Origin of the sequence: Kitasatospora sp. NPDC015120, from assembly GCF_043080305.1 — a bacterium.
Lineage (GTDB): Bacteria > Actinomycetota > Actinomycetes > Streptomycetales > Streptomycetaceae > Kitasatospora.
Genome location: NZ_JBIBVJ010000006.1, coordinates 187,323 through 200,019 on the forward strand (window position 1 = coordinate 187,323; position 12,697 = coordinate 200,019).

Consider the following 12,697-nt stretch of genomic DNA (forward strand, 5'->3'; position numbering starts at 1 on the left):
GTAAAGGACGGTTCAAACGGCCGAGATTGAAGCGAGGCTAGCATCCGGTCGGCCGCGAAGAAAGCGTGTGCTGTTGCGGCTGTATGAAGTCAATTTGAAGAAGTGGAACGATACCGCCCGTTTGCCGGATTGTGCCCGGCGGGCGTGCCGGGCGGGCCGCGGGCGGAAATGATACGGGCATGAACCGTCGCGGGCCGGGGCGGCCGGGGGAAGCCGGCCCCCGCCCGGCCCGGGAGGTCCCGGATGCCGCCACGGGCGCCCCCGGCCGGCCTGACCGCCCGCAGCGGGACGGGAGCCGGCCGGGCCGCGAACGCCGCGGCAAGGAACCGCATATGACGGTGCGTCCGGCGCCACGGCCGGCAAGTTGCGGGTGAGCGGCGCGGCGTGATTGGCTGCCGCCCGATGGTCGGCTTCCGCGCAGGCCGGGAGGCCGGGTTCGCGGACGGCCACCCGCTCGCGGTGGAGGGACGGGCGGCGCCCGCCCGCCTGCGAGCGGGCATGACCAGCGAGCCGGGTGGGGCGGGCGGGTCCGCGCCGGCCGCCCCATTCGGTGGACGCCCCCCGGCGGCACGGCCGTTCGCCCGCCGCACGCGCGTGCGGCGGGTCCGCGCCCCCCGGAAGGTCACGATGGCGACACCGGTCACCGCAATCGGCCGAAGACGGGGACAACGCGCCGCCGGGCGGCTACGGTCGGTCGGGCAGTCGGACGACCCGGGGGGTGGCACATGGCCATGAGTATGTCCATGACGGTCAACGCCCGCCCGGACGCGGGAATGCCGGAGCAGGAGCTCTTCGCCCAGCGCCCCCAGAAGGCCTCGCCGGTGGTCGGCGGAGGCAATCCGCACACCGAGCAGCGGACGGTCGTGCTCACCGCCGAGGAGGAAACGGCCGCCCGGCGCACCGCGGCCCCGGCCGGATCGCGCCGCCTCCCGCCGGCCCCGACCGCCGAACTGGTCGGCCGCACCGAGGCGTTGGCGGCGGTCGGCGCCGCACTGGACGGCGGCGGAGGGCTGGTCACCCAGGCGACGACCCTGCACGGGCTCGGCGGCGTGGGGAAGACGGCCCTGGCCCTGCACTACGCCTACGCGCACCTGGACGACTACGACCTGGTGTGGTGGATCACCGCCGAGTCGCCCGAGCAGCTCGCCGAGGCCTTCGCCGACCTCGCCGTCCACCTGCACCGGGACTGGGCGCTCGCCGAGTCGCCCAGCCGGCAGGTCGCCTGGGCGCTGGCCTGGCTGAGGGCGCACCAGCGGTGGCTGCTGGTCTTCGACAACGTCGAGGACCCGGTCCACCTGACGCCCTACCTGGGACGGCTGCTCGGGCGCGGCCACCACCTGGTCACCAGCCGCCGCGCCGACGGCTGGCACGAGGGCATTCGGCCGATCCGCATCGACGTGCTCGACGCGCCGCTCGCCGTCCGGCTGCTGCACCGGGCCGCCGGGCGCGGCGAGGAGGGCGACGAGATCGACGAGTCCGAGTGCGGCGAGGCCCGGGCCCTCGCCGACGAACTCGGCCACCTGCCGATCGCGCTCGCCCAGGCCGGGGCCCACATCCGGCAGACCGGAACCACCTTCCGTGCCTTCCGGGAGCTGCTGCGCACCGTGGCGCCGTCGACGTCCGGCGCCATGCCGAGCGCCCTCGACACGGTGTCCCGGCTCTGGCGCACCACGCTGCGCACCGTCCAGGAGAGCGCCCCGTTCGCCGTCGAGCTGCTGCGCACGCTGGCCTGGTACGCACCCGAGGCGCTGCCGCGCGAGGCGCTGCTGCCGTTCGGCTCCCGGCGCCCGGACGAGGTGGACACCGCCCTGAGGGTGCTGGCCGACTACAGCCTCGTCACCCTCGGCCCGCGCACCGTGGCCGTCCACCGCCTGCTGCGCAGCACCCTGCGGGCCGGCGACGAGGACCGCAGGGTGTGGGCGCGGGCGGAACGCAACCTCGCCGGCGCGGTGGCACGCCTCTGGCCGCAGGCGGACCAGGCCGTCCGCCGGGCCCTGCTGCCGCACGTCCGGGAGCTGACGACGGCCGGCCGCACCTCGCCGGACCCCACCCCGGAGACCGTGGAGCTCTACCGGCTGGCCGCGGCCGAACTCGCCGCGCCGGAGCAGCGGGTCTTCGTGATCCCGCTGGTGACGGCGGTGGTGGAGGGACAGCGCCGGCTGCTCGGCCCGGACCACCTCGACACGCTCGCCTCCCGGGGCCGGCTCGCCGAACTCCACGCCCGGGTGGGCGACCCGGTCAGGGCCGTGGAGCTGTGCGAGGCGGTGGTGGCCGACCGCTCCCGGGTGCAGGGGCCCGACCACCCCGCCGTCCTCGCCGACCGCTTCTCGCTGGCCCACGCCCGTCGCAAGGCCGGCGACCACCGGCGTGCGGTCGAGGAGTTCCGGACGGTGGTGGCGGAGCGGACCAGGGTGCTCGGCGCCGCGCACCGGGAGACCCTGGCCGCGCGCGGCGGCCTGGCGTACGCGCTCCAGCTCGCCGGCCACCACCGCGAGGCGGTGGGCGAGTTCGAGCAACTGCACGAGTGCCTGGTGCGGGAGCTGGGCGCGGACCACGAGGACACCCTGGCCAACCGCAACAGCCTCGCGTACGCCCAGCTCAGCGCGGGCGAGCACCGGCTCGCCCTGGAGCTCTACGCGCAGGCCGTCGCGGACCGGGCCCGGGTGCTGGGCCCCGACCACCCGGACACGCTCACCAGCCGCGGCTGGCTCGCCGACGCCCACGACGAGGCGGGCGACCACCCGGCGGCGGTCGCCGAGTACGCGGCGGTCGTCCGCGACCGCACCCGGGCCCAGGGCGCGGACCACGTGCAGACCCTGGAGGCCCGGGCCGGCCTGGTGACGGCGCGGAGCGGGGCGGGGGACCTCACGGGCCTGGTGGCCGACGTGGCGGCCCTGCTGGCCGACTACACCCGGGTGCTCGGCCCGGACCACCCGGAGACCCTCGACGCCCGTTCCGGGCTCGCCTGGGCCCATGAGACGGTCGGCGAGTACCGCCGGGCGGTGGTCCTCTACGAGGCCGTGGTCCAGGACCGCGTGCGGATCCAGGGGCCGGACCACCTGGACACCCTGGAGGCGCGTTCGGAGCTGGCGCAGGCCCGGCAGCTCGCCGGCGCGCCCGGGGCGGAGCTGTCCGACCGCGAGCGGCTCGTCGCGGACCGGCTGCGCATCCAGGGGCCGCACCACCCGGACACCCTGGCGGAGCGGGAGCGCCTGGTGCGCGCCTGCCAGCGGGCGGGCGCGGACGACCGGGCGGTCCGGCTCGCCGACGTCCTGGTCGCGGACCGGACGCGGGAACAGGGGGCGGACCACTCCGACACCCTGAACGCGCGGTGGACACTGGCCTGGCTCTGCTCCAACGCCGGCCGGCACGACCGGGCGACTGCCGCCTTCGAGCTCCTGGCGGCCGATCACCTCCGGCTCCACGGGGCCGACCACCCCATGACGCTCAACGCGCGGTGGTGGCTGGCCTGGGCGTGCCGGCGTGCCGGGCAGCACCGCCGGGCGGTCGTCCTCTACGAGGCCCTCTGCGCCGACCGGCTGCGGGTCTCGGGCGCGGACCACCCCGAGACCCTGGCCGCGCGCGCCGGGCTGGCCTGGGCGTGCGGCGACGCGGCCGAGCACGGGCGGGCCCTCGACGTCCGGGAGTCCCTGCTCGCCGACCGGGAACGCCTGCACGGCCCGGACCACCCCCGGACCCTGGAGGCCCGTGCCTACGTGGCCCAGGCGCTCGCCGGCATCGGCGACCACGAGGCCGCCGTGGAGGCCCACCGGACACTCGTCGGGCACCGCACGCGCACCCAGGGGCCGGCCCACCCGGACGTCCTCGGCGCGCGCTGGAACCTGGCCCTCGCCCTGGAGGACGCCGGCCGGCACCGCGAAGCGATCGAGCAGTTCGAGGCGCTGACCGCCGATCAGACCCGGCTGCGCGGCGCCGACCACCCGGACACGCTGCACGCCCGGTTCGGCCTGGCGTCCGCGTGCGCGACGGCGGACGACAGCCGCATGGTGGACCTCTTCGAGAGCCTCGTGGCCGACCGGACCAGGATCCAGGGGGCGGACCATCCGGCGACGCTGGGTGCCAGGGGATGGCTCGCGTGGGCCTGCCACCTGACCGACCGGCCCGGCCGGGCGGCCGAGCTCTACGAGCTGCTGGTGGCGGACCACGTGCGGGTGCAGGGCGCGGACCACCCCGCGACGCTGAGCACCCGTTCGGAGCAGGCCGACGTGGCCCGGGCGTGGGGCGATCACCGGCGGGCCCGGGACCTCTACGAGCGACTGCTCGCCGACTGCACCCGGGTGTGGCGGGCGGACCACCCCAGGACGCTCCAGACGCGCCGTTCCCTGGCGCGGGCCTGCGCGGACACGGGCGACCACCGTCGTGCGGCGGTCCTGCTGGAGGAGGTGGCGGCGGGCTGGGAACGGGTGCGGGGAGCCGATCACGAGGAGACGCTGGCCGCCCGGTGGAGTCTCGCCCTGGCGTACCGGAAGGCCGGCGACTACGGCCGGGCGCTGGAGCTCCACCGGGCCGTGGTCGCCGACCGGATCCGGGTGACCGGCGCCGACCGGCCCGCGACCCTCCTCGCGAGGTTCGGACTGGCCTGGGCCCACCAGGACGCCGGAGAGCCGGCCCTCGCCGCGGAGCTCCACGAGGAACTGCTGCGGGACCGGCTCCGGATCCACGGGCCCGACGACCCGCTGTCCCTGGAGGACCGCTCCTCGCTGTTCCGCGCGCTCGTGCTCGCCGGCCGCTTCCGCGAGGCGCTCGCGGGGTACGCGGCCCTGCTGGAGGACCGGATCCGGCTCCAGGGCGCCGACCATGACGACACGCTCGACGAGCGCGCGCACCAGTCCTGGGCCCTCGGCCAGGCGGGGAGCCACCGGGAGGCGTGGGGAGCCCACGAGGCGCTGCTGCGTGACCGGATCCGCCTCCAGGGGCCCGACCACCTCGACACCCTCGGGGCCCGGTCCGGCGCGGCGTACAACCTCGGACGCCTCGGCAGGCTCCGCGAGGCGCTCGCCGCGAGGGAGGCCCTGGCCGCGGACCGGGCCCGGATCCAGGGGGCCGAGCACCCCGACACGCTGGACGCGCGTTCCTGGGTGGTGGCCCTCCGCCGGGACGGCGGTGAGCACCGCGCGGCCGCCGGGCTCTACGAGGCCCTGATCGCGGACCGGGTCCGGATCCAGGGCCCGGACCACCCGGACACGCTCTCCGAACGCCGCAACCGGAGCGTCGGCCACCGCCGGGCGGGCCGGTACCGCAGCGCGGTGCGCGAGCGCGAGCTCCTGGTGGAGGACACCACCCGGCTGTGCGGGCCGGAACACCCGGACACCCTCACCGACCGGGCCAACCTGGGCCACGCCCTGCGGTGGGGCTGGGACCACGCCGCGGCCGCCGAGGTCTACGAATCCGTCAGGGCCGACCTCGCCCGGCTGCGCGGGCCGGGCCATCCGGCCACGCTGGACGCGCTGGACAACGTCGCGCTCAACCTGCGCCGGGCCGGGCGGTACCCGGAGGCGCAGGCCCGCTACCGGGAGCTGGTCACCGTCGCGGCGGGCGCCCTCGGCCCGGAGCACCCGGTCGTGCTGCAGGCCCGCTCGGACCTCGCCGTCACCCTGCGGGACGTGGGGCAGCACGGCGCGGCGAGGGACGCGCTGACCGCGCTGACGGCCGACTGGGAACGGGTGCTGGGCCCCGGCCACCCCGGGCTCTTCGAGGTCGGGCGCCGCCTCGCTCACGCCTCCCGGCTGGCCGGCGACCCCGGGGCCGCCGTGGCCGTGCTGGCCCCGCTGGCCGACCGGGCGACGCGGACGCTGGGCGCGGCGCACCCGGAGGCGGTCGAGACCCGGGCGGCCCACGCCCTGCTGCTGGCCCTCGGCGAGCGGCCGTTCCGCGCGGTGGTGCTGCTGGGGGTGCTGGCCGAGGAGTGCGTGGAGAGCCGCGGCCCGGGCCACCCGCTCACCCTCCGGGTACGCCAGGACCTCGCGTTCGCGCGGCACCTGGCCGGTGACCACACCGGGGCGGTGCGGACCTACGACACCGTGGTCGCGGACTCCGGGCTCTGGCCCGATCCGCCCCTCGCGGGCGCCGCCGCGCTGCTCGCGGCGGGACACCGGACCGGCGACCAGCCGACGGTGGCCGTCGGCGGCCGCCGGACGGGCGACGCCCCGCCGCTGCCCACCCTGATGGTCGGCCTCGCCCGGGCGCTGGCGGCGAGCGGTCGCACCGGAGCGGCGCGGGACCTGCTGCTCGCCACCTGCGCGGGGCGCGACGCGCTGATGGGGCCGGAGCATCCGCTCGCGGTCGAGAGCCGGGAGGCGCGGGCGGCCCTGACGACGGGCGAACCGCCCGCCGGACCGCTCGCCGGCCTGCCGCCGGGCCCCGCCGCCCCGGAGCCTCCCCCCGGTACCGCCCCCGCCCCGCGCCCCGCGCCGGAACGGCCCGCCGTGCCCGCCGCAGCCGCCGCCCCGGTGGCGTGGCGGCCCCGGATCACCCTGCTCGACGAGCCCGAGGTGGGCGTCCCGGCCCGGCTGAGCCTGCGGCTGGAGGCGGCCGGCGACCAGGCCGGGGCCGACCCGGCCCGGCTGCCGGAGCTGCACCTGGTGGCCGCGCCGCTCTCCGACGCGGTGATCGACCCGCCCGTCGCCGACTACCTGCCCTCGGGCGGGCCGGCCGCGTTCGCCCTGACCCCGGCCGTGCCGGGGCCGCACCGGGTCCGGTTCACCCTCTTCGACCGGGGGTTCGGAGTCGCGCTGCAGGACTTGGTGGCCGTCGTCGACGTCGCTGCGGCGGCCGACGGCGAGGAACACGGACAGGAGCAGGAGTAGCCACGTGCCCCGGGACCTCGTCGTCGAGATCCGGCAGAACCCCTCCGCCGACTACACGCTGCTGCCGCGCCAGGGCGGGCCCGTCGACCGGCCGGGCCCGCGGCGGGCGGAGCCCCTGGACCTGAAGGTCTCCCTGCGCCGCCACGGCACCGCCGACCTGCTGCACATGGCGGTCAACCGGGCGGGCGTCCGGGAGCCGTTGACCCGCGGCCACCACGCCTTCCTGGACGTCTCCGCCGGCCGGCTGCTCCAGCTGGGCGCCCGGATGCGGCGGGCCTGGAAGGAACAACTCGTCGAGTACCCGGTGACGGACGAGGACGGGATGCCGCTGGGCTACCCGTTCGCGTCGGCCGTCGACCTCTCCGAGTGGAGCCCGCTGGCCCGGAGCCGGACGGAGGAACTCCTGGAGGAGGGGCGGTTCGCCTTCGACGAGATGCTCGCCGGGCCGGGCCGCGACCTCGCCGAGCTGCGGGCGTTCCTCGTCGGGACGCTCACCGAGGAGGGGCCGTTGCGGGTCAGCTTCGACTCCGACCTCCACCTGCCCTGGCCGATGATGGCCGTGACGGTCGGCCAGGGGGAGCCGTGGCAGGACTTCCTCGGCTACCGGCACCAGATCGAGCAGACCGGAGCCGCCTACCCCAGGGCCCAGGCGTCCTACCCGCCCCGGACCCGGGCGGTGACCAGCCTCAACACCGACAGCGCCCTGGAGTCGGTCGGCCGGGCGCCGGAGGTGCGCAAGCTGCTGGAGGAGCGGACGGAGCTGACCGTCCGCACCGAGTCGACGCGCTTCCTGGAGGCCTTCTCCGGGGCGGTGCTCGACGAGGACCTCATGTACTTCTGGTGCCACGGCCAGTTCGTCGCCAACGGCTCCCTCTACGCCCAGCTGAGCGTCCGCCTCTCGGATCCGCGGGACATCGACGCGGACCTGGTGCGCCGGCTGCGCCGCAACCACCAGGACGTGCCCGAAGCCCTGTTCCGCCCCTTCGTGCTGCTGAACGCCTGCTTCGCCGGGCAGTCGGCCGAGGCCGAGCTGGAACACCTCGGCCGGGCCCTCGTGGAACTCGGGGCCAGCGGCGTCCTCGGGCCGCAGATCGAGATCCCGCAGGTGTTCGGGGCGGAGTACGCCTTCGCCTTCCTCGACCTGTACCTGTCGGGACAGGCCACGGCGGGCGAGATCACCTGGTGGCTGGCCCGCCGCTTCGCCGACGTCCACCGCAATCCGCTCGCCCTCACCTATTCCCTGCACTGCGGGATTGACAGCATGCTGGAGCTGACGCCGTGACCCATGCCGTGGTGGACCTCGACGAGGACGGACGGCTGCTCGTGCCGGGCACCCGGACGCCGGTGCCGGAGGCCCGGGTGGCCGAGCACCTGGCCCGCCACCTGCGGGTGCCGGAGCGGGCGACCGACCTGTACGTGTACGTGCACGGCTGGCAGACCGGCGCACAGGCGGCCGGGCGGGCGGCGGACGCCCTGATCGCGCGGGCCGTCGACCTGGCGCGGACGGCGCCGGCGGCGTACCCGGGGCTGACGGGGCGCGGGTACCGGCCGTGGTGCGTGGTGGTGCGCTGGCCGTCGTCGAGCCTGCCCTCACCGGCCGGGTACCGGCGGATCCGGGACCGGGCGCACGCGATGAGCGGGCCCGGGCGCGGGCACGCGGGCTTCGTGATCGGGCACCTGCTCGGCTACCTGGACGCGACGCGCGGGCGCCCGGACGCCCCGGAGGTGCTGGCGAACCGTTCGGGGCAGTACCTGCACCTGGTGGGGCACTCCTTCGGCGGCCGGTTCCTGTGCGAGGCGGTGCAGTGGGCGGCCGAGCGCCCGGCGGCCGGGCCGCGGGTCCTGGGGTGGGGCGGGCGCACGGATCCGTCGCGGCCGTTCACGGTGGACAGCGCGCTGGTGTTCCAGATGGCCGCGCCGCGCGACGCCTTCGACCGGCTGTTCCCGCAGCTGTTCCGGTCACCGGAGCAGCCGGGGCGGCGGGCCCGGCCGGGGGCGCCGTTGCGCGGGCCGCTGGTGCTGACGCACTCCCGCTGGGACCGGGCGACCGGCTACTGGCACCTGCGGGCCGAGGGGCAGCCGGGGATCGGGCACTCGGGGGTGGGGACGGCGCCGGTCCGGCAGTTCTCGACGACGCTGCTGGCCACGCACACGCCGTACCCGAAGCGGGTGCTGGACCACCCGATCGTCAACGTCGACGCGGGCCGGGTGTTCCGGGGGAGCGCGGCGGGGCGCAGGCTGGCGCCGGCGGGCGCGCACTCGGACTTCCAGCACCCGGAGTCGGCCCACCTCCTGCTGAGCCTGGCGGCCTTCTCCCGGTGAGCCGGCGCGAGGCGGGGCGGCCGTCGGCGCTATCGTCCGATTGCCCGATTCGGCCGCGGTCCTCACCTGATGATCACCCGCCCGCCGGCCCCGTGACGCCCCCCGTACGGCGCCGTCCCGTCCAATACCGTCCGTACACAGCCGGTGCCCGCACCGGTCCAGCCCAGCGTACGGAAGGCAGTCCAGACCCATGGCCCGCACAGACGACCAGGCCTCGCACGACCAGCAGTTCCGGGAGGCGGCGACCCGGCTGGGGATCGGCCGCCGCCGCTTCCTGACCGTCACCTCGGCCGCCGCCGCGCTGGCGTTCACCACCAACCTGCCGAGCGCCCACGCCGCGGACGCCGAGATCGCGCCCCGCACGCTGACCGAGAACCCGTTCACCCTCGGCGTCGCCTCCGGCGACCCGCTCAGCGACGCCGTCGTGCTCTGGACCCGCCTCGCGCCCCGCCCGCTGGAGCCCGGCAACGGCCTGCCGCCCACCGGCGTGGTCAAGGTCGACTGGGAGATCGCCCGGGACGAGCACTTCCGCAAGGTCGCCCGGCGCGGCACCGCCAAGGCCCACGCCGAGTTCAACTACACGGTGCACGTGGACGTCGACGGCCTCGACGCGGACCGCGTCCACTGGTACCGCTTCAAGGTCGGCAGCTGGATCAGCCCGGTCGGCCGGACCCGCACCTCCCCGGGGCGCGGCCGCCGGATCCACGAGGTCCGCTTCGGCCTGGTCTCCTGCCAGGCCTACGAGGACGGCTACTTCACCGCCTACAAGCACCTCGCGAACGAGGACCTCGACGCCGTCTTCCACGTCGGCGACTACATCTACGAGTACGGCATCGACGCCGTCGGCGGCGACCGCAAGTACACCGACCGCACCCTGCCGTCGCTGTTCAACCACGAGACCACTACCCTGGAGGACTACCGGCTGCGGTACGCCCTCTACAAGACCGACCCCGACCTCCAGGCCGCGCACGCCGCGCACCCCTGGTTCGTCACCTGGGACGACCACGAGGTGGAGAACAACTACGCGGCCGGCATCCCGGAGAAGAACCAGTCGGTGGAGGCCTTCGTCGCCCGCCGTGCCGCCGCCACCCGCGCCTACTGGGAGAACATGCCGCTGCGCATGCCCCGGCCGGACGCCACCGACCTCAAGCTCTACCGCCGTCACCACTACGGCAGGCTGGCCCAGTTCGACATCCTCGACACCCGCCAGTACCGCTCCGACCAGGCCAACGGCGACGGCTGGCAGTTCCCCACCCCGGAGTCGGAGGACCCGGCCCGCACGCTGATGGGCGCCACCCAGGAGCGCTGGCTGCTGGACGGCTTCCGCTCGTCCAAGGCGGTGTGGAACGTCGTCCCCCAGCAGGTGGTCTTCTCCCGCCGGAAGAACACCACCGAGGCGAAGTCCCGGCTCTCCATGGACGCCTGGGACGGCTACCCGGCCGCGCGCGAGCGGCTGCTGGCCGGCGTCGAGGACATCGGCGTGGAGAACCTGGTCGTCCTCACCGGTGACGTGCACGTCGCCTACGCGATGGACGTCAAGCGCGACTTCGACGACCCGGACTCGCGGACCGTCGGCGTGGAGATCGTCGGCACCTCGATCGCCAGCGACGGCGACGGCGCGGAGCGCCCGGGCAACTGGGCCACCCTGACGGCCGCCAACCCGCACATGAAGTTCTACGACGGGCGGCGCGGCTACACCGCGATCACCCTGAACGAGGAGCACGCGCGGGCCGACTACCGGGTGATCTCGCACATCACCCGCCCGGGCGGCACGGTCAGCACGGCCGCCTCCTTCGTCAGCGAGGCCTACAACCCGGGCATGCAGCGCGTCTGACGCCCCGCCCTCCCCGGCCACCGGCCCGGTCGTACCGTCTTCCGACGCGGTACGCCCGGGCCGGTCCCGTGTCCGCCCCCGGGCAACCCCGTCCGCCCCTCCGGGGGCACCCCGCCCCGCCGCGAGGCAGGGTTCGTGGACGATGCGGAGGTGTCGTGAACCTGCGGTGATCGGCCGTTGATCGGCCGTAGAGCAGGGCCGTGGAGCATCTGCGGGCAGGGGAACCCGGCTCGGCGGTCACCACCGCCCGGCGCCGCCCTCGGTGCACCGCCCCGGCGGCCCGACCCCTGGTCCCCGGTAGTTGGCCAACCCACGGAAGGCGGACGGAGCATGGACGGCGTTCACACCCTGCAGTCGGCGGCGGGCTTCGGAGAGCTGCTCAGGATCCGGCGCGAGCGCATCGGCCTGACCCAGCAGGTCCTCGCCGATCACGCGACCCTGAGCGTCCGGGCGATCCGCGACATGGAGAGCGGACGGGTGCAGCGCCCCCGGCAGGAGACGGTCCGGCTGCTGGCCGACGCGCTGCGGCTGGAGGGCCGCAGCCGCTCGGTGTTCGAGGCGGCCGCGCGCCGCCAGGCGCTCGCCGAGGAGCCGCGCGACGAGCCGGCCGCCCCGCCGGTGGCCCGCGGCGCGATCGTCGGCCGCGAGCCGGAGACGGACGTGCTGACCGAGGCCCTGGCCGTGCACGGCGACCGGCTGGTCACGGTGACCGGCCTCGGCGGGGTCGGCAAGACCCGGCTGGTGCTGGAGGCGGCCGGCCGGCTGCACCTGTCGGCCCACTGGTCGGTGCGCTGGACGGACTGGGCCCGCCAGCCCGGGATGGGCCCCGAGCGCCGGGACGAGCTGGTCCGGGCCATCGGCAGCCGCCCCACCCTGCTGGTCCTGGACGGCGCCGACCGCGGCGTGGAGCCCGCGCTGCTGGACGAGCTGTTCCAGCGCTGCCCCGGCCTGCGGGTGCTGATCACCGCCCGGGTCGCGCAGCCGCTGCCCGGCGGCCAGGTGATCCCGCTCGCCCCGCTGCCCACCCCCGGTCCGGAGCTCGACCACGATCCGGTGGCGCTCGCCGAGGTGGGCGCCGTCCGGCTGCTGCTGTCGCACCTGCGCCGGCTGCGCCCCGGCTACCGGCTGGAGCCGGAGGAGGCGCCGGCGGTGGCCGCGCTCTGCCGGCTGCTCGACGGCCTGCCGGGCGCGCTGGAGCTGGCCGCGGCCTGGTCGACCGTGCTCTCGCCGCGCCAGCTGGTGGCCCGGCTGGCCGAGGGGCCGTTCCAACTGGCGCCGCCCCCGGCCGGGTTCGGCGGGAGCGGCGGGGTCGGCGAGGCGCTGGACGCGGCGCTCGACCGGCTGACGCTGGGCCAGCGCGACCTGCTGGCCCGGCTGGCCGCCGAACCGGGCGACTGGTCGGGCGAGGACGCCGTCGAGCTGAGCGGCCGGCCGCCGCAGGAGTCGCTGGCCGCCGTGCACGAGCTGCTGGCGAGCGGGCTGATCCGCAGCGTTCCCGCCCGCGACGGCGTGCGCTTCACCGTGCTGAACCTCTGCCGCCGGCTGTTCGGCGCCGCCGGGGCGTACCCGGTGCTGGCGACCGCGAGCTGACCGCGCCCCGCCGCGGATACTGCCCGTCACTTGCCGGGCGAGCTGCCGGTCCGCCCGCCGGATCCTCCCTAGCGTTCTGTCCATCACCGACCGACCCGTCACCCACCGACCCATCACCGACCGA

Annotated in this window: 5 protein-coding genes; all 5 read left to right on the plus strand. The window is 76.4% G+C overall.

The window, feature by feature from the left end:
• Positions 1-731: 731 nt before the first annotated feature.
• Positions 732-6,827 (plus strand): tetratricopeptide repeat protein, encoded by a 6,096-nt coding sequence (locus tag ACF1AK_RS17380; RefSeq protein ID WP_391499615.1) that lies wholly within the window; start codon positions 732-734, stop codon positions 6,825-6,827.
• Between the two features lie 4 nt (positions 6,828-6,831).
• Positions 6,832-8,109, plus strand: coding sequence for a hypothetical protein (locus ACF1AK_RS17385; protein WP_391499616.1), 1,278 nt, complete (start codon positions 6,832-6,834; stop codon positions 8,107-8,109).
• On the plus strand, positions 8,106-9,149 hold the full coding sequence (locus tag ACF1AK_RS17390) for a hypothetical protein (protein WP_391499617.1): 1,044 nt from the start codon (positions 8,106-8,108) through the stop codon (positions 9,147-9,149). The genes ACF1AK_RS17385 and ACF1AK_RS17390 overlap by 4 nt, the downstream gene beginning before the upstream one ends.
• A 190-nt stretch (positions 9,150-9,339) precedes the next feature.
• Positions 9,340-10,983 (plus strand): alkaline phosphatase D family protein, encoded by a 1,644-nt coding sequence (locus ACF1AK_RS17395; RefSeq protein ID WP_391499618.1) that lies wholly within the window; start codon positions 9,340-9,342, stop codon positions 10,981-10,983.
• Positions 10,984-11,313: 330 nt separating this feature from the next.
• Complete coding sequence (locus ACF1AK_RS17400) at positions 11,314-12,573, plus strand: helix-turn-helix domain-containing protein (RefSeq protein ID WP_391499619.1); 1,260 nt, start codon at positions 11,314-11,316, stop codon at positions 12,571-12,573.
• The last annotated feature ends 124 nt before the right edge of the window (positions 12,574-12,697 follow it).

Bases quoted from the DNA above. Each gene is read 5' to 3' on its own strand.
- ACF1AK_RS17380 (WP_391499615.1), top strand. From the start codon at position 732: ATGAGTATGTCCATGACGGTCAACGCCCGCCCGGACGCGGGAATGCCG.
- ACF1AK_RS17395 (WP_391499618.1), top strand. From the start codon at position 9,340: ATGGCCCGCACAGACGACCAGGCCTCGCACGACCAGCAGTTCCGGGAG.
- ACF1AK_RS17400 (WP_391499619.1), top strand. From the start codon at position 11,314: ATGGACGGCGTTCACACCCTGCAGTCGGCGGCGGGCTTCGGAGAGCTG.